Raw genomic sequence first — 24,001 nt, 5'->3', positions numbered from 1 at the left:
CGGATCGGGAATCGCATGTCACCGCACGCCGTTACCCTCAAACGAGCGGCATCGACACGGTGGCGCGACCGCCACGAGGAGCCCCTTTCGATGACTGCCGACACCGACAGCCTGCGCACCGTCCACCCGTCGTCAGCGATTCGCACGACATCGGGGATCAGTGCGCGTGATTCGCGCGTGATCTGGCTGCTCCTCGGCGCGGCGTTCGTGGTGATCCTCAACGAGACGATCATGAACGTCGCGATCCCGCACCTCATGGTCGACCTGAACATCACCGCGCTCGCGGCGCAGTGGCTCACGACGGCGTTCATGCTCACGATGGCCGTCGTCATCCCGATCACGGGCTTCCTGCTGCAGAGGTTCACCACCCGTCAGGCCTTCATCGGCGGCATGACCCTCTTCTCCGCCGGGACGCTGACCGCATTCGTCGCGCCCGGCTTCGAAGTGCTGCTCGTGGCACGCGTGATCCAGGCATCCGGCACCGCGATCATGATGCCGCTCCTCATGACGACGATCATGACGCTCGTGCCGGCTCATGCCCGCGGGCGGATGATGGGCCGCGTGTCGGTGGTCATCTCGGTGGCTCCCGCGATCGGCCCCACCCTCTCGGGAATCATCCTGGAGACACTGAACTGGCGCTGGATGTTCGGACTTGTGCTGCCCATCGCGCTGGTGATGCTGCTGATCGGCGCGAAGTGGGTGACGAACGTCGGTGAGACCCGCAAGGCTCCGATCGACGCGCTCTCGATCGTGCTGTCCGCGCTCGGGTTCGGCGGCATCGTCTACGGCCTCAGCCAGATCGGCGGCGCCGCAGCGCACGGATCGGGTGCGGATGCTGCGGCGAGCGCAGCGGCGATGTCGCTGTGGATCTCGCTCAGTGTCGGCGTCGTGGCACTCGCTCTGTTCATCTGGCGGCAGCTGCGTCTGCAGCGAACCGACAGTGCGCTCCTGGACCTCCGGGTGTTCAGCTCCGCGAACTTCTCGATCGCGATGGCGCAGATGTTCGTGCTCTCGCTCGCATTCTTCGGCGCCCTCACCGTACTGCCGATCTATCTGCAGAACGTCGTCGGCGTCTCGCCCCTCGAGACCGGCCTCATCGTGCTGCCGGGCGCGCTCATCATGGGCTTCACCGGGCCGCTCATCGGCCGCATCTACGACCGCTGGGGTACCAGGGTGCTGATCATCCCGGGGTCGATCCTGGCCGCGGCCGTGCTGTGGTTCTATTCGACGCTGACGGAGTTCACCCCCGTGTGGGTCATCGTCGCCGGGCAGGTGCTGCTGTCATTGGGGCTCGCGATGTCGTTCACGCCACTGTTCACCGCGTCGCTCGGCTCGCTCAAGAAGCGCTTCTACTCCTACGGCAGCGCCGTGGTCGGCACCGTGCAGCAGGTGGCCGGAGCGACGGGTATCGCGATCTTCATCACCGTGATGTCTGCGGTGACCGCCGGAGCCCAGAGTGCCGGCACCGCCGACATCGCCGCCCAAGCGGCCGGCGTCCGCGCGGCGTTCCTCGTGGGAGCGATCGTGTCGCTCCTCACGGTGGTGGGGTCGTTCTTCGTACGCAAGCCCGCCGATGACCCCGAAGGCGAGCAGCACTTCGCTCACTGACCTCGGCCGTCCGACCCCGAATCAGATCGAGCAGGAGCCTCCACCGCAGCACTGCCCGGCGGCGTCGGAACGAGGATCGGTGGCCGTCTTCTCTCCATCGATGGCGGCATCGACGTCGGCGGGCTTCTCAGCCACCGTCGGCTGCAGCACGATGAGGGGCACGAGCTGGGGCGTGGTCATCGTTCCAGCCTAGACCCGCGGCCGAACGCGGGCACGGCGGCCGCCGGGACGAGGTCAGTGATGGACGAAAGCTTTGAGCACGGTGAGGACGAGTCCGAAAGCGGCAGTCAGCAGCGCTCCGCCGGTTCGCGCCCAGAAGCTCGTCGACCAACGCGCAACAGCGATCCAGCCGACCAGCGCGAGCAGGACGACATTGACGACGAGCGCGGTCGTCAGGGCCAGCTCGTCGTCCACGACCTCGGCCGACCCCGCCAGCAGGAGGACGAGGGCCGGCACCGAGACCACGAGCATGCCCCGGGCCTTGTACATCGCGTCGCCGATGGCGCGCCACAGATTGTGGTTGGCACGGTGGCGGGCGTAGAGCGCCAGTGCCTGAGAGTAGACGTGGGCGATCCAGAACACGACGACGGTGACCAGCACGGTGAAGAATGCCGCCCACGGCTGCCCCTGGACCTGCGCACTGATCACGATCATCCCCGACACGAGGATGAGCCCGTAGATCGCGTCCTCGGTGAAGAGCGCGCGTGCGAAGTGCCGCACGGGCGAGAGGCCCGCCTCGGCGTCCGCATCCATGCGACCAGGATAGGGCGCGTGCTGCGCGGCGTCGTTCATGCCAGAGCGACGCCGTTCGTCTGGCACGTCGGGCAGTAGTGGGCCGCTGCCCCGGAGAACGTGAATTCGCGCACGGTGTCACCGCAGACGGGGCAGGCCTCGCCCGGTCGGCGATGCACGCGCATGTTGGCGCGCTTGTCGTCCTTGAGTGCCTCGGGGGCGAGGCCGCGCCGCTCCAGGACCGCAGAAGACAGGATGCTGCGCATCGCGTCGTGAAGCCGGTCGATCTCCGCCGTGGAAAGCGCCGCCGCATGTACGACCGGCGAGAGCCTCGCCGCGTGGAGGATCTCGTCGGAATAGGCATTGCCGATCCCCGCGACGGCCGACTGATCCTGCAGGAGAGCCTTGAGCTGCTTGCGACGCCCCGCCAGGATCGCGCCGAGTGCGTCGCGCGAGAACGCGTCGTCGAGGGGGTCTGGCCCGAGCTTCGCGACCGCCGGGACGGCTCGTGGATCGGCGACGACGAAGATCGAGAGCGCCTTCCACTGGCCGGAGTCGGTGAGATCGAACCCCGGTGACTCTGCGGGGCCGGCGGGGCCGAGGTCCGGCCCGTCGCCGCTGAGGCGGATCCGCGCCATCAGGGTCGCATCGCCCGCCCGCTTCGTGCCGACGGGCACCGTGTCATGCCAGAGGAGCCAGCCGTCGTGACCCCAGTGGACGACGAGGTGGACGGGGTCGCCCACACCTTCAGCACTGATGTCGATCAGCTTGCCCCGGCGGACGACGCCGGTGATGCGGCATCCGATCAGGGGGTCTGTGGAGGGCGACTTCAGGGCCTTGGGGAAAGCGATGTCGACGCCCGAGATCTCGCGTCCGACGATGCGATCGGCCAGGAACTCGGCAAGCGCCTGCACCTCGGGAGATTCGGGCATGCGCTCATGATTCCACGAGCGGCGGACAGCCGGCGCAGCGCCCCCTCGCGGTCAGGATGGACGGACTCCCGCCATGCCGCCGTCGACGGCGAGGAGCGTTCCGGTCGTGGACGACGACGCCGGCGAAGCGAGGTAGGCGATGGCCTGGGCGACCTCGTCGGCGCTCACCAGACGACCCATCGGCTGGCGCGCGCGCAGAGCGGCAGAGGCCGCCTCGCGGTCATCGGCTGCGTCAAGGAGTCGCCCCACCCACGGGGTGTCTGCTGTGCCGGGCATCACAGCGTTCACGCGGATCCCCTCACGGACGTGGTCGGCGGCCATCGCAAGGGTCAGGGCGGCCACCGCGCCTTTGCTCGCGGAGTACACGACGCGCTGCGGCAGGCCGATCCACCCTGCAACCGAGCACGTGTTGACGACCGCCGCTCGTGTCGATCGCCGCAGGTGCGGCAGGGCCGCCCTCGTCACGCGGGCGATGCCCACCACGTTGACGTCGAGGACACGATGCCATTCGTCGTCTTCGTTCGCGGCGATGTCGCCCACCGCGCCGATACCGGCATTGTTGATAACGATGTCGAGCGCTCCGAAGTGGTGCACCACGCGCGAGACGGCAGCATCCACCTGGACGCTGTCCGACACATCGCACGTCAGCGCGAAAAGCGACCCCGGCACTCCCGTGACGTCACGATCGAGTACGGCGACCCGAGCGCCACGCGCCGCGAGCAGCACCGCCGTTGCGGCGCCGATCCCGCTGGCACCACCGGTCACGATCGCCACGGCTCCGTCGAACTCCGTCATCGCCCCACTCCCTGCTTCTCGGTCACATCACTGCTGTTTCAGTGCGATTCGCGTACCACGCGGTCGCCGCTGGACCCCACGAGGAAGTCGAGGTCGGCGCCGGTGTCCGCCTGCATCACGTGGTCGACGTACAGCTTCGCCCAGCCGCGCACCGGGGCGGCGTATGCCGACACGCTCGCGCGCGCCTGACCGCGGGCCTGCAGCTCTCGCTCGTCGACGTCGACGCTGAGGCTGCGCTTCTGGACGTCGACGGTGACGATGTCGCCGGTGCGGATGAAGGCCAGCGGCCCTCCTGCGGCGGCTTCCGGAGCCACGTGGAGGATCACCGTGCCGTAGGCCGTTCCGCTCATGCGCGCGTCGCTGATGCGCACCATGTCGCGGACGCCCTGGGCCAGGAGCTTCCGCGGGAGCGGCATATTGCCCACTTCGGGCATTCCGGGGTAGCCGCGCGGTCCGCACCCGCGGAGGACCAGCACCGAATCGGCCGTGACCTCCAGCATCGGATCATCGATCCGGGCGTGCATGTCTTCGATCGAGTCGAACACGACCGCGGGCCCGACATGCTGGAGCAGGTGGGGCGAGGCTGCGGAGGGCTTGATGATCGCGCCGCGGGGGGCGAGGTTTCCACGGAGGACGGCGATCCCGGCATCGGCCAGGAGCGGAGCATCCCTCGAGTGGATGACGGCGTCATCGTAGACGGGACGATCGTCGAGGTAATCGACGAGGGGTCTGCCGGTGACGGTGATCGGCTCGGCGTGCAGCAGGTCCTTGACCTGCGCCAGCACCGCCAGTACCCCGCCCGCCCGATAGAGGTCGTCCATGAGGAACCGTCCGCTCGGCTGCAGATCCGCGAGGACCGGCACGCCCCCGCCTGCGGCGTCGAAATCGTCCAGGGTGAGGTCGATGCCGAGGCGACCGGCGATCGCGAGGAGGTGCATGACGGAGTTGGTGGACCCGCCGACGGCCGCGACGGCGACGATCGCGTTGAGGAACGCCTCTTTCGTCATGATGTCGCTGGGCCGTCGGCCGGCTGTGACGAGCTCGACGATGAGACGCCCCGTGTCGTGCGAAAGGGAGAGCAGCCGCGCGTCCGCCGCGGGAGTGCCCGCGAAACCCGGAATCGTCATGCCGAGAGCTTCGGCGACAACGGCCATCGTCGATGCCGTGCCCATCGTGTTGCAGTGGCCCTTGCCCCGGATCATCGACTGCTCGGACTGCAGGAACTGCGCGTGCGATATCGTCCCGGCCCGCGCCTCCTCGCTCAATCGCCACACATCGGTGCCGCAGCCGAGCGCCTCGCCCCGGAAGTGCCCCGTGAGCATCGGGCCCCCGGGCACGACGATCGCGGGGATGTCGACGGATGCCGCGGCCATGAGCAATGCGGGAATGGTCTTGTCGCAGCCGCCCAGCAGAACGAGTCCGTCGATCGGGTTCGCGCGGAACATCTCCTCCATGGCCATCGCCGCCATGTTCCGCCACAGCATCGCCGTGGGCCTGACCTGGGTCTCGCCCAGCGAGACGACCGGGAGGTTGTACGGGACTCCGCCTGCTGCCCACACGCCGTTCTTCACCGCCGCGGCGACCTCGTTCAGATGCATGTTGCACGGGGTGAGATCCGACGCGGTATTGGCGATCGCGATCTGCGGCCTCGTGCCGTCCACGGAGTCTTCCGGGTTGCCGCGCCGCATCCACGCACGGTGGATGTACGCGTTGCGATCGTCACCCAGATACCATTCCGCACTGCGGAGATGATTCATCGTCGAACCCCATTCACCGACGCGTCGAATGGTTGGCTAATATTCCGAATCATGCCACAGCCCTCGCGCGCCGACCCCGACTGCTCACGATGAGCAGGCGGTGATGCGCGCTCTCGTCGTCTCCTCGCCCCGGAGCGCCGCCGTGCAGGACGTGCCCGACCCCGTCCCCGCCCCCGGGCAGCTGCTCGTCGATGTGGAACGGGTCGGCATCTGCGGCACGGACGTGGAGCTCTATACGGGCGAGATGGCCTACATCGAGCAGGGGCACACGCGCTTTCCCCTCCGTCTCGGGCACGAGTGGACCGGCCGCGTCTCGGCTGTGGGTGACGCCGCCGACGCTCCCTGGCTCGGCAAGCGGGTGACGGGCGACACCATGCTCGGCTGCGGTCACTGCGAGTACTGCGCCGCAGGAAACCACCACGTCTGCCCGAACCGTGCCGAGGTCGGCATCCGCGGCGACTGGGCCGGCGCGCTGGCGGAGCGACTTCTCATCCCCACGCGATTCGCCTACGAGATCCCGGAGCACGTCAGTCTCGCGGCGGCGGCACTCGTCGAGCCCGGTGGCAACGCGCTGCGCGCCGTTCGTGCCGCAACACTCGAGCCGGGCCGCCGCGTGCTCGTGCTCGGCTCGGGAACCATCGGGCTGCTCGCCGCGCAGTTCGCGCTCGCCGAGGGTGCCGCGGTGCATGTCGGCGGTGTCCGGGCTTCGTCCCTGGCCCTCGCCGAGTCGCTCGGCGTCGCGCACACCTCGACGATCGACGACCTCATCGATTCCGCGCCCCACCGGTTCGACGCTGTCATCGATGCGACGAGCAACGATCGCATGCCCGCGCTCTGCGTTCGGCTCGTGAAGCCCGCCGGGCGAGTGGTCTGCATCGGTCTGTCGTCCACACCGAGCCTGGTCGACACCCGCGACATCGCGCTCAAGGACGTCACGGCCGTCGGCATCCTCTCCGCTTCTCCGGGGCTGGCGGGTGCGATCGAGAGCTTCGCCCGCAGCGCCGTCGTCCCGGACGCGCTCGTGAGTGAGGTGGTGGCGCTGGAGGAGGTCCCCGCGAGACTCGAGGGACGACGCGGCCCGAATGCCGGGCCGGGGCCGAAAGTGCACGTCGACCCGCGACGGATCGTCTGACCCACCAGGATGAGCGACATCGAGATGGCCACGATCGCGGCCGGGACGGTCACGCTGCACGACGCTCGGCGCAAAGCCGGGCGCGACGTGCAGCTGGAGCCGTTCGAGATCGGCGTCTACGCCGTGACGCAGGCGCAGGTCGCCGAGCTGCTCGGTGAGACCGCCGAGCACCCCCGGCGCCCCGCGACCGACGTGAGCTGGCTCCGCGCCATCCGCTTCTGCAACGCAGCGTCGGAGTGGGAGGGTCTGGACCCTGCCTACACGTTCGACGGCGAAGACGTGACCTGGCACGTCGATGCCGACGGGTACCGGCTGCCGACCGAGGCAGAGTGGGAGTACGCGTGCCGCGCGGGCTCGACCGCCGCGCACTACGGACCGCTCGCCGAAGTGGCCTGGACCAGCGCCGACGGCGTGACCGCACCGCAGAACGTCGGCGGCAAGCTCCCGAACCTGAACGGGCTCTTCGACACACTCGGCAATGTGTGGGAATGGTGCTGGGATCTTCTCGATCCCGCGCGCTACGACGACTACCGGGTGTTCCGCGGGGGCGGTTTCGCCGACGACGCCTGGAGCGTCCGGGCGTCGACCCGTCGCGGAGGCGCCCCGCGGATGCACCACGAGGACGTTGGCTTCCGGGTGGCGCGGGGCGGCTTCGACGGTTCGGACGCAGCCCAAGGGTGGTCAGCCGCGGTCGACCGAGAGCGCGCGGCCGGCGACGGCCCGCTGCCGCGCGGGTGGACGCCTCGACGCTGACGGCCTAGACGGCGGGCTGTACATCCGGAAGGACGGCGGGCTTCGGAGGGAGCCGGATCTGCCACACCCGGCGACTCCTGTCACATCCGTCCTTCGCAATGCACGCGTCTACCGGTGGCCCGCGTGATCCGCGTGATCGGAATGAAAGTGTTGCGGAGCGTGTCGCGAGAGTCGCGGACTCGGATGATGGGATGAAGGTGTGCACCTCCGACGTCCCCTCGTTCTCCTGATCGCCGCAGTATTGCTTCTCCCTGGGTGCACGGCAACGTCCGCAAATCCCACCAGTCCCTCGCCGTCGGGACCCGTGACGACGTCACCGTCCCACACCCCTACGCCGGCTGCGAGCGCCACCGCCGAGGCGGTGGTGACGTCACTTGACGGCCTGACCGTCGTAGGAGCCGACGGCAAGACGATGGCGTCGGTCGCCTTCACGGATGGTCCCGCGATCGTCGCACTTTTCAACGAGCTGCTCGGAAGCTCACCGGCCGGCACCCGCGATGCACCCGACGCGAAGTATCAGTTCGCCCAGACGTACTACGACTGGGGAGGGGTGAGGGCGGTCGTTCCCGACGAAGCCCAGTCGCGCACCCACGTCGCCTTCACCACGTCCGAGGTGAACGGGGTGCAGCTCACCGCGATCGGCGGCATCCGCCTCGGAATGTCTCGCGCCGACGCCGTCGCGCGGGGCGCGCAGGAGTCGTCGTTCGACGGTGACGGCGATGGCAAGGGGGATTTCCTCCAGCTCGACGCTCGTGCCGTAAGTGGCACGAACTCGCTGACAACGCCCGGGGCGGTCGGCTCGGACTTCATCCTCATCCTGCTGGATGGTGACGCGGTCGTCAGCATCCAGTCCGGCGGAAACGACTACGGCGACCTCTAAGCATCGGTCGGCGATCAGCTGACGCGTGGAAGCGGCCGCGCCACCCGTGGGCGCCGTTCAGCCGGCGGCCCGGCGCACGTGCTCCGCGATCGTCTTCTCGGTCTCCGGGGTGAGGGCCAGCAGTGCGAACGACGTGACCCACAGGTCGCCGTCGTCGAGCTGCGCTGCCTCTTCGAACCCGAGGGTCGCGTAGCGCGAGGTGAACTTCGATGCCGCCTTGAAGAAGACCACGACCTTGCCGTTCTCATCGGCATACGACGGGAACCCGTACCAGGTCTTCGGGAAGAGCTGCGGAGCGACGTCGGTCACGATCCGGTCGATTCCCTCGGCCAGCACGCGATCGGCGTCCGGCAGCGCGGCGATCGCGTCGCGCACCGCCTTCTCGCCCGCTGCCCGGGTCGCGCCCGCCTTCTCCTGCGCTCGCAGCTCGGCGGCACGTTGCTTGACGGCGTCGCGCTCCTCCTTGGACAGCCCCGCGGTCTTTTCAGCCATGTGATGCTCCTCGTCGATGTCGATGGGCCGTTCCGGGCCTGAGAACACGCTACGACGCGCGACCACACCGCACTTCTCGAATCCTGACCGATCTGTGCGAAGCCCGTCGCAACCCCGCTCGGCGATACGGTGAACGCGTGTCCATCCACCGAGCGACCGTGAGTTCGAACATCGACCCCGAAGGCGAGGGCCGCCTGCAGGTGAGCGACCCGGCGACCGGATCCACGGCCTGGGCTGCGCGAGTCTTTCCGATCGCCGCGTTCGTGGCTCAGGACGTGCCGATCGGCGCCGAAGTGTGGATCGCATACGAGGGGGACGACCCCGCGCAGCCCGTCGTACTCGGGCTGGTTCATGCCCCGTCCCGTCGGGATGCGCTCGCGCGCGACCTCGAGGCGCTGGGCGACGCGTGGGACCGCGGCCATGCCGCCGGCGCGATCGACGCGGACGCCGATGGGGATGGCACCGGCGCGGGCGCCGCATCCAATCCCTACCGGTAGCGGCGATCACGCCTGCAGCTGCGAGAGCAGCTCGAGGTTGTCCGTCGTGCCCGACAACTCCACGATGCGGCCGTTGCTGACACGGTACATCGCGAACTCCGCGACGTTCACGTGCCGGCGAGTGGGCGCGATGCCGCGGAAGATCCCGGCGTGCGTGCCCGTCGCCCTGAGGTGCACGGCCACCCGATCGTCTTCGACGATCAGCTGGATGCGCCGCCAGCGCCAGTCGGGGAATCCGTGGAACAGATCGGCCAGGTCGCCCAGCCACGCATCGACGCCGCCGGGCAGGTGCGCGCGCCGCACCGCCGGGTCGATGAAGGAGCCAATCGCGTCGAGGTCGTGCCGGTTGCAGGCGTCCAGGTAGTCGGCATACCACTCCCGCATCTCCCACGTCTCCACGTGCTCATTATCGGTGGGGTCCGCGAGGATGGATGCCGTGAGACTCGCTCTGATCGGCAGCGTGCTGTGGGTTGCCGGTGTGATCGCCGTTGCGACCGGCGTCCTCCCCGTCGCCGACGCGCTGGGCATCGCCGACCGCGTCTGGCCGATCCTCCTGTTCGTCGTGGCGATCACGGTGGTCGCAGAACTCGCCGCGACCGCGGGCGTGTTCGATGTCGCCGCCGACGCGCTCGCCCGCGTCGCCCGCGGGCGCACGCTGGTGCTGTGGATGCTGGTGGTCGTGCTCGCCGTTGCCGCCACATCGCTGCTCTCACTCGACACCACGGCGGTGCTGCTCACTCCCGTCGTGATCACGATCGCGCGGGCGCACCGACTCGACGTCATGCCCTTCGCCTTCACCACCGTCTGGCTCGCCAACACGGCGTCGCTCGTGCTGCCCGTATCGAATCTCACGAATCTGCTCGCCGCAGATCGGCTGAACGCGAGCCCCGTGCAGTTCGCCACTGTCCTGGGACTTCCGGCGCTGATCGCGATCGTCGTGACCGTGCTGCTGCTCTGGCTGTTCCATCGCCGCGGGCTGCGCGGGCGGTACCCGGCAGCGCCGCGCCCCGCGATCGCGGACCGCGTTCAGCTGACCGTCGCGGCGGCGATCGTCGTGGTCCTGCTGCCGCTCCTGGTCAGCGGCATCCCGCCATGGATCCCGGCGACGGCAGCAGCCGCACTCCTCGTGATCCTGTTCCTCTGGCGATCGCCCCGCGTGATCACGGTCACGCTCGTGCCCTGGCAGCTCGTCGTCTTCGCCTCCGGCCTGTTCCTCGCGATCGCCGCGCTCGAGGCCGCGGGGTCGCGCGCACTCCTCGAGGTCATCGCCGGCACCGGCAGCGATCTGCCGTCGCTCTGGCAGCTGGCGGGAGTCGGGATGCTGGGCGCCAACGCCATCAACAACCTTCCGGCCTACCTCGCGCTCGAGTCGGTGGCCGACGCGCCGGCGCGTCTGGCGGCACTGCTCGTGGGAGTGAATGCGGGGTCCCTGATCACGCCGTGGGCGTCGCTCGCCACTCTTCTCTGGCACGAGCGCCTGCAGGCGCTGGGTGTGGACGTGGTCTGGCGCCGTTATGTGCTCCTGGGCCTCCTGGCGGCGCCCGTCATCGTCGCACTCTCGGTCATTCCGCTCGCGTTCGCGTAGGGACCCTGCGCGTACCGCCGCACGGGCAGAGAAGCGGCCGGGGACCGCGCACGCGCTCCCCGGCCGAAAGCGCCGCTACTTGAGGGCGTCCTTCACGTTCTCGCCGGCCTTCTTCACGGACGCCTTCGTCTGGTCGGCATCGCCCTCGGCCTCGAGCCGCTCGTTTCCGGTGACCTTGCCGGCCGCTTCCTTGGCCTTGCCGGTGAGGTCTTCCGCGGCGTTCTTGATCTTGTCGTCGATGCCCATACTGGTCTCCTCTGATCGCGGTCACCGCGGGATTTCTTCGCGGCCCGCATCCCATCTCACGCCGGCCGCCGGGGTCCGCAAAGGGGCTTGACGAAGGGCAGGCGATCGGCAAGTCGCCAGCGACGGCTCACCACCAGGCTCTGCCGCGGAGCATCCCGCCGAAGTCCTCCGGTGAGCCGCGCCCGGTCTGCCGCGAGCCGAGATAGCTCTCTACGACCGCACGCCCGAGGTCGTCGAGTTCCGGCGCCACGACGCTGCCGCCGGCACGGCGGGCGAGAGCCTCCATGAACCGCGCGAGGCCCGGGTCGTCTCCCAAGCGGAAGAAGGTCGTCTGAGCGCCGAGCCTCTGTACGTTGTCGAGCTCGCGCACGGTCACAGCGACCGTGCGCGGGTCGGGCGGGTAGTCGAAGTAGGTCGTGCCGTCGGGCTCGAGGTGTGACGTCGGCTCGCCGTCCGTGACGACGAGCAGCACGGGTTGAGCCGTCGGGTGCCGCCGGAAGTGGCGCTGAGCGAGCAGCAGCGCGTGGTGCAGGTTCGTTCCCTTGTCCCACACCGACTCCTTCGCGGTGAGCTGCTCGATATCGATCACCTCGGCATAGCGCGCGAACGCGATCAGCTGGAGATCGTCTCCGCGGAACCGACTCGTGATGAGGTGATGCAGCGCCAGCGCGGTGCGCTTCATCGGAACCCAACGCCCGTCCATCTCCATCGAGAACGACGTGTCGACCAGCAGCGCGACGGCAGCCCGCGTGCGGTCCTCGGTTTCGACCACCTCCACATCGCGCGTCTCGAGTCGCACCCCGGCGGTGGTGTCTCCACCGTCGGCGACGGTGCGCAACACGGCGTTCGACACGGTGCGGGGGATGTCCCAGGCCTCGGTGTCGCCGAAGGCCCACTCCCGGGTCGAGCCCGTGCGATCACCCGCTGCGCCGGTGCTGCGCGTCTCACGGCGACCCGTACGCCCGGACTGACGCGTCGCGATATCGCGCAGCAGGGCTCTGCCGAGCTGCCGCATCGCACGGGGTGTCAGGCGCAACGCTCCATCGGACGCCCGGTGCAGCATCCCGGTGTTCTTCAGCTCCTGCTCGAGGTCGCGAAGGGCCCGCGCGCTGACGGCGGCATCGTCGCCGACCAGGCGGGCGAGTGCGTCGACGTCGACGTCGTCCATCCGCGCTCCGGGATAGCTCTGACTGAGCTGGTCAGCCAGCGAATCGAGGTCCGAGAGGTCCTGCATGATGCCCGTCGCCTCGCCGAGACCGGTCGGCTCGTCACCGGAGAAGGATGCGGAGCCGCCCCAGTCCTCGCCGGGTCTGAGTGAGCGCAGGTTGTCGTCGAGCTGGGTGAGTGCCTGCAGGAGCTCCGGTGAGCCGAAGGCCTGAGCCGCGAGCTGCATGAGCTCTTCGCGCTGCTCGGGGGTCATCGAGTTGAGCATGCGCTGGGCCGCCGCGGAGCGCTCGGCGAGCGCATCCAGGAGCTCATCGAGGTTCTGCGGGTTCTCGGGGAACTGTGCGCCGTGCTTTCGCATGAACTCGTCGAAATCCTCGGGGGTGTCTTCGCCGAACCGACGCTTCTCGAGGAGCGCATTCAGGTCGGTCAGCATGTCGCGGACTGCCTGGCGATCGGCATCCGTCGCACCCTCGAGTGCGTTCTTCATCCCGGCGAAGCGCTGGTCGAGCAGCTCACGGCCGAGGAGCTCCTTGATCTGCTCGTAGTCGGCGCGGGCGGCGGGGCTGCTCCAGTCGTAGTCGGCGAGGTCGCTGACGGCCGCGGGAGTGCTCGGCGGCAGGTTCTCGATGCGCATCTGAGCGAAGGAGCGAGCGTCGTCGTCCATCTCGACGTCGGTGGCGAGGCGCTTTCGTTCCTCGAGCAGAGCGTGGTCCAGGAGCTTCCTGACCTCTTCGAGCGTCCCGTCGAGGCGGTGCCGCCGGGTCAGCTCGGCACGCTTCTCGCGCACTCGCCGTGCCAGCTCGTCGAGGCCCTGCCTGTCGCGACTGCCGCGACGCAGGTATTCGCGCATCGCGCGTTCGGCCGACGTCCCCGACATGACGTCCCGCCCGATGGCTTCCAGAGCCTCCTGCACCTCGACGGGAGGCGCGAGCGGATCGGGCCCTCCGTCATAGGCCCCGTACCTGTTGGTGTGCGCCGGTGCGCGGTGGAATCCGCGAGCCATCAGCTCGCCTGCTCAGCCATAGACCGTCTCCCCCGCGGCGCTGTCCTTGCTGATCCGGCGTTCGAGGTAGAGCGACTCCAGGAGCAGCTCGAGGGCGCCGGCGCGCTCGCCCGGCGTCTGCGCACCGAACCGCTCGGCGACCCGGTCATACAGATCGGACTCGCCGAGGATCGGCATCGCGGCGAGCACATCGGCGGCCGGAACCTGCTCGCCCGTCATGACCGTCGCACCGTCGTGGAGAGCGTCGACGAGCCCTCGCGAATCGATCCCGCGCAGGTGCGCACGTGCCGTCTCGATCACCGCCGTGCGCAGCAGGTGCTCCAGGATGGCCCGTTCGCGGCCCTCCTCACCGGTCTCGAACTCGATCTTTCCCCCGAGCACGTCCACGGCGGTCTCCAGATCGACCGGCCGCGCCACGCCGACCTCCTCGTGCTGGCGCGTCGCGCGGTGAAGCGCGGCCGCAGCGATCGTCTCGGCGCCGGCGATCGCGAAGCGCGCCGATACTCCGGCGCGCTGATCGACAGCATCCGACTCGCGAAGGTTGCGGGTGAACCGTGCCAGCACTTCGAGCAGATGCTCGGGAACCTCGGCGACCAGGTCGGCCTCCTGCCGGATCACCGCGATCTCCTCCTCGATCGTCTGGGGGTAGTGCGTGCGGATCTCGGCGCCGAATCTGTCTTGCAGCGGCGTGATGATGCGCCCGCGGTTCGTGTAGTCCTCGGGGTTCGCGCTGGCCACGACGAGCACATCGAGATCGAGGCGCAGCACGTAGCCGCGGATCTGGATGTCGCGCTCCTCCATGACGTTCAGCAGCGACACCTGGATGCGTTCGGCGAGATCGGGCAGCTCGTTGATCGCGACGATCCCGCGGTGGCTGCGCGGGATGAGTCCGTAGTGGATCGTCTCGGGATCGCCCAGGGAACGGCCCTCGGCGACCTTGATCGGGTCGACGTCGCCGATCAGATCGGCGACCGAGGTATCGGGGGTCGCGAGCTTCTCGGTATACCGCTCGGACCGATGCCGCCACGCGATCGGCAGGTCGTCGCCGAGCTCCGACGCGCGGCGCCGGGATGCCGGAATCACCGGATGGAACGGATGCTCCCCCAGCTCCGACCCTTCGATGATCGGGCTCCATTCGTCGAGCAGTCCCGCGAGGCTGCGGAGGACACGCGTCTTGCCCTGGCCTCGTTCGCCGAGCAGCACGACGTCGTGCCCGGCGAGCAGTGCGCGCTCGAGCTGCGGGATCACCGTGGTGTCGAATCCGTGGATTCCCGGCCACGGATCGGTGCCGTTCGCAAGAGCCGAGAGGAGGTTCTCGCGAAGCTCGACGCGCAGCGGCCGGTAGGTGTGGCCGGAGGCGCGCAGCGCCCCGACCGTCATGATTTCGGGCGGCGGTGCCATGACGTGGGCTGATGTCATGACGAGAGAGTAAGTCTCGTCGCGAGGCCTGAGGGCCGGATGCGGCAAACTTCAACGCCTTGACAGTGTCGTGTCCGTGTAGGTGGGATGGGTTGATACCGTCGAATCGTTACGTCGCGCCCCGACGCGCCGGGGGCATTGACAGTTCGTTCCCGAAGTATTCTCCGAGACCTGAAACTGAGGCATGTCCCCACTAAATATCAAGAAGCTGGTTCCCCGAGGCATCAGGCTCCGAAGCAAGATGCGATGGAAGAACGGGCGATGGCGCCTCGCGACCACCGACCGGGTGTTCCTCGAAGACGTCATCGTCCCCTTCTTCCTCGCGGACGACGACGTGCGCCATGTCCTGGACATCGGCGTCGCCTGGTACACCCGCTCCTACCCTCGCCTGTTCAAGGGCAAGGACTACTGGACCGTCGACATCGATCCGGAGAAGCAGCGCATCGCCGGGCAGAACCACCGCACGGTGTCGGCTACGCAGCTCGATTCGGCCTTCGACCCCGAAACCTTCGATCTCGTCGTGTGCAACGGGGTGATCGGGTGGGGGGTCAACACTCCCCCTGCCGTGACGCAGGCGCTCGACGCGTGCGCGGCCGTCATGCGACCGGATGCGTGGCTCGTCGTGGGCTGGAACGACGTCGAAGGACACCGCGTACCCGGACTCGAGGCGCTTTTCGACGCGCGCTTCCGCCGGGTCGACTTCCCGCCGGTCGGCGCCGACCACTTCATCCCTGAAACGCCATACGGTCATCGTTTCGAGTTCTTCCGGAAGCGTTGACCCATGGCACTCACCGACGACGAACGTTCGATCGAGACGATCGCCATGTTCTGGGCTCATTACGACGACGACCTCGTCTTCGCCAATCCCACGCTTCTGCGGGCGCTCGCCGAGGGGCACCGTGCACACACGTTCTTCTTCACGGGGTCGGACGCGGGCAAGGGCGTGTCGGAGTATGCCGAGGGTCGGGAGCGCGGCATCCGCGCCGCGTACGACACGATGCGCGGCGCGGCCGGTCCCTGGTCTGATGAGACGCTCGTGCTGGCCAACGGCCTCTTCCTCACCGTCACCCGCCCGGACGGTGATGACCGGATCTCACTGTCGTTCCTCCGGCTGCCGGACGGCGGTCTGCGTGGCGGCGGCTACGCCGCCACCGGCTGGCACAGCCTTCCGAAGGTGCTGAACGGTGAGCTCTCCGAGATCCGGACGATCGACGACAGGCAGTCGGTCACGCTCGATCAGCTCCACAGCACCGTGGCCGAGCTGGTCGCGCTGCACAAGCCGACGATCGTGATCACCAATTACCCCGGCTTCGAGGATCCCGATGGAGACGATCACCCCGATCACCAGACGGTGGGCCGGGTCGTGTCCGCGGTGGTCGAGACCGGCATCATCCCGGCGGACATGGTCCGCTACGCGATCGGTTATCCGAGCGCACGGCGCCCCGCGAACATCGATCCGGAACTGCTCGACCGCAAGCTCACGGTGTTCGCCGCCTACGGGGCGAACGATCCCGTCGTGACACGGCCGGAGGCCCGGGACTACCTCGGCGTCCGCGGCTTCGGCGAATGGCTGCAGCGCGAATACCTCGTGCCGCACAGCGAGATCGGCGCGCGAGCGGAAGGATGAGCGACACCATGAGAGCGATCGTGTACTCCCGGGCCGGTGATTCGTCTGTCCTCTCGCTCGCCGATCAGGATCTTCCGGTCCCCGGACCCGGGGAGGTCCGGGTCAAAGTCGCCGTATCCGGCGTCAACCCCACCGATTGGAAGGCCCGCGAAAGCGGCGCCGCCTTCGCCGAGGTCGTGCCGAACCAGGACGGCGCGGGCACGGTCGACGCTGTCGGGGACGGGGTGGGAGATCTCTCGGTCGGAGACCGGGTGTGGATCTACCTCGCCCAGCACGGCCGACCGACCGGGACAGCCCAGGAATACACGGTGGTGCCTTCTCATCGAGCGGTGCGACTGCCCGACGGCGTGGGATTCGACGTCGGGGCGAGCCTCGGAGTGCCCGCCATGACGGCACACCGCGCGCTCACAGTCCACGACTCCGGCCCCGATCGCCTGTATCCCGGCGCTCTCGATGGCCGCGTGGTTCTCGTTGCCGGGGGCGCCGGCGCCGTCGGCCATGCCGCCATCCAGCTCGCCGTCTGGGCCGGTGCGACCGTCATCGCGACCGTCTCGAGCGAAGCGAAGAGCGCCTTGGCCCGTGCCGCCGGAGCGCATCACGTGGTGAACTATCGGGACGCGGATGCTGCCGCCCAGATCTCCTCCGTCGCCCCGAGCGGCGTCGACCACATCGTGGAGGTCTCGATCGCGCAGAACGCCGACCTCGACGGCGAGGTCATCGCCAATCACGGATCCCTGGCGTTCTACGCCGACAACGGGGGCGATCGGACGACGCTTCCCGTGCGCCCCGTCTTCGCCAAGAACGTACGCATTCAGGGCCTGCTTCTTTACACGGTCGGCGATGGCGCCCTCGCCACGGCTGCCGGCGACATCACCGCCGCGCTGGTGGATGGGGCGCTGCCGGTCGGCGCGCCTGCAGGGCTCCCCCTGACGTGGTTCCCGCTCGAGCAGACGGCGCAGGCCCACGACGCTGTCGAACACGGCGCCGTCGGCAAGGTGCTGATCGATGTCTCCGGGGGCAATCACTGAATCTCGGAACGTCAAGCCCGTTGCCATCCGGTCGGCCCGCCATCACGGTGGGAGGGTCAACCACCTACGAGAGAGCGATCACATGACCTCCGAACGTCAAGAGCAGCCGTCCGATGAGCCGTCGACCGACGTGCTCGCCGAACCGAGCACCGAGAAGGAGCCCGGCCAGGAGCCGAAGGGCGGCGGAGCGGATGAGCATCCCGACCACGAGGCGGTCGGTGTCGGCGTGATCGCGAGCGAGGTCCCGGGCCACACGGGTGAGCACGTTCCGAATGCGGGCGAGCCGAGCATCCCCGAACTGGAGGATGACGAGACGATCGCTCCGCGGCCCGAGGAAGAGGCGGCCGACCTCGTGCGGGCAGAACCCGACGTGCACGACCACAGCAGCCACCCGGAGTGACGCCGGGCGCCGGCCAGCTAGACCGCGCTCGGCCCGTACCCGCGTCCCCACCGGAGCATCCATGACTCGGGGTCGGTGAGCTGCTCGAACCCGAACTGCTCGTAGAGGCCGTGCGCGTCTTCGGTGAACAATGCGACGCGTTTGAGTTCCAGCGGCTCGAGATCCTCGATGATGCCCGCCATGATCCGTTTCCCGACGCCTCGCCCGCGGGACTCGGGATCGACGAAGACGTCGGCGATCCACGCGAACGTCGCGCCATCGGTGATCGCTCGGGCGTAGCCGAGCTGGCGTCCGTCGCCGGCGTCGAACACCCCGTAGTTGCGTGAGCCGGCCATCGCGCGCTCGTGCGCCTCACGGGTTCGGCCGCGTGCCCAGTACGACTCTTCGGAGAGCCAGCGATGCACCGTTTCGACGTCGATCGTCGAGATGTCGGATGAGAAGCTCAGTTGACTCGGCATGTGATCGATCTCACCATTGCCGGCGCCCGGCCGGAGCGTGCCGCAGCAGGTTCCGTGGCCTGTTGCGACAGGACGGCTGCCTACACTCGATTCGTGCCCGACATGCCCGCCGCAGAGGTCGTCATCGATGAACGACTGGTGCGCGATCTCCTCACGGATCAAGCGCCGCACCTGCTCACGACGGGACCACGTGTATGGCGTGTCGCCGCGGGATGGGACTCCGAGGTGTGGCGAGTGGGCGACGACGTCGCCGTACGGATGCCGCGGCGCGCCGTCGCTGCGCCACTCGTGCGTCATGAGCAAGAGGTGCTGCCGTCGATCGCGGTGCGCATCGCCGCCGCCGGCCTCGACGTCGCGATCCCGACACCGATGGTCCACGGCCGACCGGCGGCCGGCTACCCATGGCCGTGGTCGGTCGTTCCGTGGTTCACCGGGGACGTCGGACTGGTCGTCCCCCCATCGGACCGCGGGCCGTGGGCGGTTCCGCTCGCCCGTACCCTGATCGCCCTGCACTCGCCCGCCGAAGAGGACTATCCTCCCAACCCCTTCCGCGGGGTCCCTCTCGCAGACCGTGACGTGGCGGTCGAGTCGCGCATCGCATCGCTCCGCGTGCTCGGTGTCGAATCCTCATTGGTGGATGCCGCGGCCCGCTGCTGGCGCCGTGCGATGCAGGCTCCGACATGGGCCGGTCCGCCCGTCTGGATCCACGGCGACCTGCACCCGGGCAACCTGGTGTCGCGGGGTGGCGAGCTGGTGGCAGTGATCGACTTCGGCGACGTCACCGCCGGAGACCCCGCGTACGATCTCGCGATCGCATGGCTCGCCTTCGATCCGGCGTCCCGCCGCACGTTCACCGAGGCCGCCGGCGCCCGCTATGACGCGGCGACATGGACTCGCGCCGCCGGATGGGCTGCGGCGATGGCCGTTCTCCTCGTCGAACAGAGCGATGACAATCCGCTGTATGCGCGCTGCGGGCTCGCGGCCCTGCACGAGCTGGCGGGCGATCGGACGGACCGGACGGAAGACGGCGAGGTCGCGCAGCGCTGAGCGCGCCATGAAGCAGGTCGTGCTCGTATCAGCGCCCTCACACGCGCCTCTCTCCCACCGAGGGATTCTCGCGAGGGAGCAGACCATGGGCTGGACCGTGCACGATCTTCATGCGGACGCTCACGCGCCCCTGGCCGCAGGCGCCGCGACCGCCTACCTGCTGCGCACCGAGGGTACCCGGCACATCGTCTATCGAGCCTCGGGTACCCCCGACGCCTCGGCGCCCGGCACCTCGGGGCATCTTTGGGAGCTGTACGCCGGAGCCGACGGGGTATGGCATCCGAAAGACATCACTGACGAAGCGGATGCGCCGCTGGCGAGCGCTCCCCCGACGTCGTACGCGTTCGAAGACGAGGGCAGCCAGCACGTGCTCTACCGCACCGACGACGGGCGACTCCACGAGCTGTACCAGGACGACGGGTGGCACCACAGCGATCTCACGGATGCCGCGCATATCGCCCCCCGTGTCGTCGGGCAGGCGCACGGGTGGGCGTCGGTTCCGCTGGCGATGCAGTTCGTGACCTTCCGCATGACGGACGGCCACGTCCACGTGCTCAGCCGCCCATCCGGCGACGGTGCCGACTGGTCGCACGCGATGGTCACCGCCCCCCATGATCCGGTCTGCGCGGGAGACCCGACGGGCTATGCGTTCCAGGGTGCCGTGTACATCACGTATCGCGATCCCGATGGGAGCCTGTACGAGATCTCGCACTCCGGCTCGTCCGGCTGGTCCGCGCCGCAAAGTCTGTGGGCGAACCTGCCGACGCTGCCCCCGGCGTTCCCCGTCATGCCGCGAGCTCTGGGCGATGCCCCTTCCGGATTCGGTGACGAGGCCGCGGGCACACGGCATGTGCAGTTCCTCGCAGATCGCGGCCGGATCTGCGAGTACTCGTTCGACGGCTCGGCATGGTCGCTGACCGACCTCACGGACGTCGCATTCACCGCCCGCTTCGGCCTGCAAGGCTATCCACCGGTGGGGTACCTGTTCGCTTCGGCACCGCACGCGCCCCGGGCGACCGAGCACTGCATCTACGTCGGGGCCAGCGGTGACGAATTGTGGGTGCAGGAGCTCTGGCGGTTCTCGGGGCAGGACTGGAGCACGGGCTTCTCGATGCAGGTGGGCGACCTCCCGGGCGCGCCCACCGCGTTCGCCGACTCAGACGACGGCACGCAGCACATCGTCTTCACCGACGTCGATCAGAGGGTGATGGAGCTGCGCTGGACGGCCCCGCGGATCATGCGTCCCCCCGGGGGCCCAATCCAGATACGGCCAGCCCCGGAGGCGTGAGAGCCCGTCATCGCGGGTCGCGATCCAGCGAGCCGATCATCCGCCGGAGGATGCTGAGGGCCGCGGCCTGCTCGTCGGCGCCGATGCCCTCGAGCATCCTGATCTCGACCGATCGCACGGCGGCCGTCGCGCCCTCGAGGCTCTGGCGGCCCAGGGGCGTGAGACGTGTCGGGAGAACCTTGCCGACCGGCGCCTCAGACGGCCGCGTCACGAAGCCGTCACGCTCGAACGCCTGCAGGAGCACGTTCATCGACTGCCGCGTCACGAACGCCCCGCGTGCGAGCTCGGAGTTCGACAGGCCCGGGCGCTGTGCAAGGAGCTCGAGACACGAGTACTGCGTGACCGTCAGCCCGAGCGGCTTCAGCACCGCCTCCATGGCAACGCGGAGCGCACTGGATGCCTCTTTCAGCAGGTAGCCCAGGGACGTCTCGAGATCGATGCCATCCTCGGTTTGACTCATGTCAGTATTCTGACATAGATTCAGTGATGTCAGACAACTGACACAAACTGAGGAGACCACCCATGCCCGTCACCGGCCCCGACTTCATCTCACTCCAGGCTCGCGACCTCGACGCGTCACAGGCGTTCTACGAGCGATACCTCGGACTCGTCCGCTCCCCCGCGGGTCCCCCGCACGCCGTCGTGTTCCAGACGGCCCCCGTCGCGTTCGCCCTGCGTGACGTCGTCACCGGCACCGACCTCGACTCCGTCGCGCAACCCTGCATCGGCGCCGCGATCTGGCTCCACGCCACCGACGTGCAAGATATCCACGACGCCCTCGTCGCCGACGGTCACCCGATCGTCTCTGAGCCCATCGACGGTCCGTTCGGTCGCACGTTCACGTTCGCCGACCCCGATGGTTACCGCATCACCCTGCACGACCGCGCCTGAACCCACCGGCCCATCCCCCAGGCGGGGTTGCGCGTCCGAGGTCGCGACCGCGCGGGGCCTCATTCGTGCTCCGGCAGCAGCGGCGTCGACCAGCCGGGATCGCGGCCGAGCTGAGTGGCCCGCGCCACCGAGGCCGCCCCGAACCGGTCGCGGACCGCATCGAGCACGGTGTCGAGCCGCGCTCCGTCATCCCACTCGATCGGCAGTTCGGGTTGGATGCTGTCGACCCGCCCCAGCTGCGACAGGGAGACCCCGATGAGCGTGATCCCCCGCGCCGCGATGTCGGGCTGTGCCGCTTCCAACAGGCCTCGGGCGACCGTGAGCAGGAGGGCCGTTCGGTCGGTCGGAAACCTGACCGTATGCGATCGGGTCGCTCTCGTGAAGTCGCCGAACCGGAGCCGCAGCACGACGGTGCGGCACACGCGATCGTGCTCGCGCAACCGCCGGGCGAGCCGGTCGATGATCTGAGTCAGGAAGAGGTCGAGTTCGTCGGGCGTGCGCGGGCGAGTCCCGAGTGCGCGCTGCGAACCGATCGATCCTCGGCGGCGCGTCGTGTCGACGGGGCGCGGATCGCGGAGCCGGGCGAGCGCGTGCAGGTGCGCACCCGCGGCTTTGCCCAGCAGCCGCTCGGCGGCTGCGGACTCGAGCTCGGCCAGCTGACCGACCGTGCGGATGCCGAGCCGGTGCAGCTTCTCCGCGGTGACGGCCCCCACTCCCCACAGGCGCTCCACCGGCAGCGGGAGCAGGAACTCCTCCTCCCTGTCGGGTTCGACCACGAGCAGCCCGTCGGGCTTGCTCACGGCACTCGCCACTTTGGCGAGGAACTTCGTGCGCGCGACCCCGACCGAGATCGGCAGGCCCACCTCGACACGCACCCGCTCTCGTAAGCGCGCGGCGATCTGCTCCGGCGTTCCCGCGATACGTCGCAGGCCGCCGACCTCGAGGAATGCCTCATCGATCGAAAGACCCTCGACGAGGGGTGTCGTATCACGGAAGATGGCGAACACGTCTCGACTGGCGGCAGAGTAGGCCTCCATCCGCGGCGGGACGATGACCGCATCCGGACAGAGATCCCTCGCCTGCCGGCCCCCCATCGCGGTCCGCACTCCGCGAGCCTTCGCCTCGTAGCTGGCGGCGAGCACGACACCACCGCCCACGATGACAGGCCGGCCGCGGAGCGCAGGGGCGTCGCGCTGCTCGACGGATGCGTAGAACGCGTCGAGATCGGCGTGCAGCACGGAGGCCTCACCGCGCATCGCGTCCTCCCGCCGATCGTCCGTGCAGCGGATCGTCGCACCTACCGACGACATCGCACACAAGGGCGGACGTGAGTGTCGACGGCCCCGCTTACTCTCCTGCCATGCCGGAACGGATCGAGCTGTGGTGGGCGCGACGCCAGTTCTCCCGTGGCGCCGACATTCCCTACCCGGTCGGCACATACCGCGCGGCGTGGGCCGCGTTCCCTGCCCTGATCCGGCAGTATCACCCCGATCTGAACGCCGGGATCACCCTCAGCCAGATCCCGCCCGCCGCCGATGTGCTGCTGCTGTGGCAGTGCGAGTCGGGCCACAGATTCGCCGCCACCCCCGACGAGCAGCGCTCACGACCCGGCCGCCGGCGCCGACGCTCGGCCTGGTGCCCCGAGTGCTCCGAGCTCGCACGCGGGCCCGTCGCCCTACCGATGCGAGAGATGGTCTCGCTGCCTTCGACGCCGTCTTCCGGCGCGGTTGCCTCGGCCACACCCCCATCATCGACTGGCTCGCCACCGTTGCGTGCACGGCGCACGAAGCCACCCCTCGCCGTCTGCCCGAAGACGCCCGACCTGCCGGTCGGCGAGCCGTTCACAAGCTCCTGCGCCCCACGGCCGGCATCCGCGGCCGAGGCCCAGGTGCGGGCCGACCTTTTCGGCCGGCTCGCCGTGACGCCGGGCTTCACGGCGGTGCGGGTCGCACGCCCGTTCTTCCAGCACCTGGAGGTCTGGCCCGACATCCTGCTGCCCGAGCTGCGCATCGCCATCGAGTACGACACGATCGGGCGGCACGGCCTCGAGCACGTCGGCGAGCGAGAGGCGTCGGATAGACGCAAAGACCGAGCGCTGCGCAACGCCCGATGGGAGGTCGTTCGCATCCGCACCGGCAAACTGCAGCCCATCGGCCCGTTCGACCTTCAGCTCACGCAATGGAACGCGCGCGGGCTCGGCCTTCTCCTCGATACCCTGCGAGAGATCCGGGGCGCGCTTTTCGTCGATCCCTACCTCGACTGAA

At 69.0% G+C, this 24,001-nt stretch carries 27 protein-coding genes; 14 read left to right on the top strand and 13 right to left on the bottom strand.

Annotated features, from left to right (window positions below; translation table 11 throughout):
- Positions 1-90 precede the first annotated feature (90 nt).
- Positions 91-1,608, top strand: a complete 1,518-nt coding sequence (locus tag F6B43_RS00470) for an MDR family MFS transporter (RefSeq protein WP_150447022.1) — start codon at positions 91-93, stop codon at positions 1,606-1,608.
- Between the two features lie 21 nt (positions 1,609-1,629).
- Here F6B43_RS00470 and F6B43_RS19510 read toward each other — a convergent pair whose 3' ends face one another.
- Genes F6B43_RS19510 through F6B43_RS00450 form a run of 5 tightly spaced genes read right to left on the bottom strand, consistent with a single transcriptional unit; the run spans position 1,630 to position 5,824 of the window.
- Complete coding sequence (locus F6B43_RS19510) at positions 1,630-1,788, bottom strand: hypothetical protein (protein WP_170285524.1); 159 nt, start codon at positions 1,786-1,788, stop codon at positions 1,630-1,632.
- 54 nt (positions 1,789-1,842) lie between these two features.
- Positions 1,843-2,361, bottom strand: a complete 519-nt coding sequence (locus F6B43_RS00465) for a hypothetical protein (RefSeq protein ID WP_150447021.1) — start codon at positions 2,359-2,361, stop codon at positions 1,843-1,845.
- A gap of 35 nt (positions 2,362-2,396) precedes the next feature.
- A complete protein-coding gene (locus F6B43_RS00460; RefSeq protein ID WP_150447020.1) occupies positions 2,397-3,272 on the bottom strand; it encodes an Fpg/Nei family DNA glycosylase in 876 nt (291 codons plus the stop codon).
- A 51-nt stretch (positions 3,273-3,323) separates the two neighbouring features.
- A complete protein-coding gene (locus F6B43_RS00455; protein ID WP_150447019.1) occupies positions 3,324-4,067 on the bottom strand; it encodes an SDR family NAD(P)-dependent oxidoreductase in 744 nt (247 codons plus the stop codon).
- A gap of 38 nt (positions 4,068-4,105) precedes the next feature.
- Positions 4,106-5,824 carry an IlvD/Edd family dehydratase gene (locus tag F6B43_RS00450; protein WP_150447018.1) on the bottom strand — a complete coding sequence of 573 codons (1,719 nt, stop codon included), beginning with the start codon at positions 5,822-5,824 and terminating at the stop codon, positions 4,106-4,108.
- Between the two features lie 103 nt (positions 5,825-5,927).
- On the opposite strand from F6B43_RS00450, the gene F6B43_RS00445 reads away from it, so the two are divergent.
- From F6B43_RS00445 to F6B43_RS00435, 3 genes are all read left to right on the top strand, one after another.
- Positions 5,928-6,956 (top strand): zinc-dependent alcohol dehydrogenase, encoded by a 1,029-nt coding sequence (locus tag F6B43_RS00445; RefSeq protein WP_150447017.1) that lies wholly within the window; start codon positions 5,928-5,930, stop codon positions 6,954-6,956.
- A 9-nt stretch (positions 6,957-6,965) separates the two neighbouring features.
- The gene (locus F6B43_RS00440; protein WP_150447016.1) at positions 6,966-7,709 is read left to right on the top strand and encodes a formylglycine-generating enzyme family protein; all 744 of its coding nucleotides are present in this window, start codon (positions 6,966-6,968) and stop codon (positions 7,707-7,709) included.
- 364 nt (positions 7,710-8,073) lie between these two features.
- A complete protein-coding gene (locus F6B43_RS00435) occupies positions 8,074-8,589 on the top strand; it encodes a hypothetical protein (RefSeq protein ID WP_150447015.1) in 516 nt (171 codons plus the stop codon).
- Between the two features lie 57 nt (positions 8,590-8,646).
- Here F6B43_RS00435 and F6B43_RS00430 read toward each other — a convergent pair whose 3' ends face one another.
- Positions 8,647-9,081 carry a hypothetical protein gene (locus F6B43_RS00430; RefSeq protein ID WP_150447014.1) on the bottom strand — a complete coding sequence of 145 codons (435 nt, stop codon included), beginning with the start codon at positions 9,079-9,081 and terminating at the stop codon, positions 8,647-8,649.
- 137 nt (positions 9,082-9,218) lie between these two features.
- On the opposite strand from F6B43_RS00430, the gene F6B43_RS00425 reads away from it, so the two are divergent.
- Complete coding sequence (locus tag F6B43_RS00425; RefSeq protein WP_150447013.1) at positions 9,219-9,578, top strand: phage baseplate assembly protein V; 360 nt, start codon at positions 9,219-9,221, stop codon at positions 9,576-9,578.
- A 6-nt stretch (positions 9,579-9,584) separates the two neighbouring features.
- Here the strand turns inward: F6B43_RS00425 and F6B43_RS00420 are convergent, their stop codons facing one another.
- Positions 9,585-9,977 (bottom strand): ester cyclase, encoded by a 393-nt coding sequence (locus tag F6B43_RS00420; RefSeq protein WP_150447012.1) that lies wholly within the window; start codon positions 9,975-9,977, stop codon positions 9,585-9,587.
- 28 nt (positions 9,978-10,005) lie between these two features.
- Here F6B43_RS00420 and F6B43_RS00415 point away from each other — a divergent pair, with 28 nt between their 5' ends.
- On the top strand, positions 10,006-11,163 hold the full coding sequence (locus tag F6B43_RS00415) for an SLC13 family permease (protein ID WP_150447011.1): 1,158 nt from the start codon (positions 10,006-10,008) through the stop codon (positions 11,161-11,163).
- Positions 11,164-11,238: 75 nt separating this feature from the next.
- Here F6B43_RS00415 and F6B43_RS00410 read toward each other — a convergent pair whose 3' ends face one another.
- The 3 genes from F6B43_RS00410 to F6B43_RS00400 form a co-directional block, all read right to left on the bottom strand.
- Positions 11,239-11,409 (bottom strand): CsbD family protein, encoded by a 171-nt coding sequence (locus F6B43_RS00410; RefSeq protein WP_150447010.1) that lies wholly within the window; start codon positions 11,407-11,409, stop codon positions 11,239-11,241.
- A 127-nt stretch (positions 11,410-11,536) separates the two neighbouring features.
- The gene (locus F6B43_RS00405; RefSeq protein WP_150447009.1) at positions 11,537-13,579 is read right to left on the bottom strand and encodes a vWA domain-containing protein; all 2,043 of its coding nucleotides are present in this window, start codon (positions 13,577-13,579) and stop codon (positions 11,537-11,539) included.
- 12 nt (positions 13,580-13,591) lie between these two features.
- On the bottom strand, positions 13,592-14,980 hold the full coding sequence (locus F6B43_RS00400) for a sigma 54-interacting transcriptional regulator (RefSeq protein WP_150448333.1): 1,389 nt from the start codon (positions 14,978-14,980) through the stop codon (positions 13,592-13,594).
- A 259-nt stretch (positions 14,981-15,239) separates the two neighbouring features.
- Between F6B43_RS00400 and F6B43_RS00395 the strand changes: the two genes are divergently transcribed.
- The 4 genes from F6B43_RS00395 (at position 15,240) to F6B43_RS00380 (ending at position 18,053) form a co-directional block, all read left to right on the top strand.
- Positions 15,240-15,776 (top strand): class I SAM-dependent methyltransferase, encoded by a 537-nt coding sequence (locus F6B43_RS00395; protein WP_170285523.1) that lies wholly within the window; start codon positions 15,240-15,242, stop codon positions 15,774-15,776.
- 3 nt (positions 15,777-15,779) lie between these two features.
- Complete coding sequence (locus F6B43_RS00390; RefSeq protein WP_150447007.1) at positions 15,780-16,625, top strand: PIG-L family deacetylase; 846 nt, start codon at positions 15,780-15,782, stop codon at positions 16,623-16,625.
- An 8-nt stretch (positions 16,626-16,633) separates the two neighbouring features.
- Positions 16,634-17,653 (top strand): NADPH:quinone reductase, encoded by a 1,020-nt coding sequence (locus F6B43_RS00385; RefSeq protein WP_150448332.1) that lies wholly within the window; start codon positions 16,634-16,636, stop codon positions 17,651-17,653.
- An 82-nt stretch (positions 17,654-17,735) separates the two neighbouring features.
- A complete protein-coding gene (locus F6B43_RS00380) occupies positions 17,736-18,053 on the top strand; it encodes a hypothetical protein (protein WP_150447006.1) in 318 nt (105 codons plus the stop codon).
- A 17-nt stretch (positions 18,054-18,070) separates the two neighbouring features.
- Here F6B43_RS00380 and F6B43_RS00375 read toward each other — a convergent pair whose 3' ends face one another.
- On the bottom strand, positions 18,071-18,511 hold the full coding sequence (locus F6B43_RS00375) for a GNAT family N-acetyltransferase (RefSeq protein WP_150447005.1): 441 nt from the start codon (positions 18,509-18,511) through the stop codon (positions 18,071-18,073).
- A 102-nt stretch (positions 18,512-18,613) separates the two neighbouring features.
- Here F6B43_RS00375 and F6B43_RS00370 point away from each other — a divergent pair, with 102 nt between their 5' ends.
- Complete coding sequence (locus F6B43_RS00370; protein WP_343030084.1) at positions 18,614-19,558, top strand: aminoglycoside phosphotransferase family protein; 945 nt, start codon at positions 18,614-18,616, stop codon at positions 19,556-19,558.
- Positions 19,559-19,643: 85 nt separating this feature from the next.
- The gene (locus F6B43_RS00365) at positions 19,644-20,846 is read left to right on the top strand and encodes a hypothetical protein (protein ID WP_150447003.1); all 1,203 of its coding nucleotides are present in this window, start codon (positions 19,644-19,646) and stop codon (positions 20,844-20,846) included.
- A gap of 7 nt (positions 20,847-20,853) precedes the next feature.
- On the opposite strand, the gene F6B43_RS00360 is transcribed toward F6B43_RS00365, so the two are convergent.
- Positions 20,854-21,306, bottom strand: a complete 453-nt coding sequence (locus F6B43_RS00360) for a MarR family winged helix-turn-helix transcriptional regulator (RefSeq protein WP_150447002.1) — start codon at positions 21,304-21,306, stop codon at positions 20,854-20,856.
- Between the two features lie 62 nt (positions 21,307-21,368).
- On the opposite strand from F6B43_RS00360, the gene F6B43_RS00355 reads away from it, so the two are divergent.
- Positions 21,369-21,737 (top strand): VOC family protein, encoded by a 369-nt coding sequence (locus F6B43_RS00355; RefSeq protein ID WP_150447001.1) that lies wholly within the window; start codon positions 21,369-21,371, stop codon positions 21,735-21,737.
- A 59-nt stretch (positions 21,738-21,796) separates the two neighbouring features.
- Here the strand turns inward: F6B43_RS00355 and dinB are convergent, their stop codons facing one another.
- On the bottom strand, positions 21,797-22,993 hold the full coding sequence (dinB, locus tag F6B43_RS00350; protein WP_150447000.1) for a DNA polymerase IV: 1,197 nt from the start codon (positions 22,991-22,993) through the stop codon (positions 21,797-21,799).
- A 104-nt stretch (positions 22,994-23,097) separates the two neighbouring features.
- On the opposite strand from dinB, the gene F6B43_RS00345 reads away from it, so the two are divergent.
- Positions 23,098-24,000: a zinc-ribbon domain-containing protein gene (locus F6B43_RS00345; protein WP_150446999.1), complete on the top strand. Its 903-nt coding sequence runs from the start codon at positions 23,098-23,100 to the stop codon at positions 23,998-24,000.
- Position 24,001 lies beyond the last annotated feature (1 nt).

This window comes from Microbacterium rhizomatis, assembly GCF_008710745.1.
Lineage (GTDB): Bacteria > Actinomycetota > Actinomycetes > Actinomycetales > Microbacteriaceae > Microbacterium > Microbacterium rhizomatis.
Note: the sequence above shows the minus strand (reverse complement) of the source record. Positions and strands in the feature narration are given on the sequence as shown.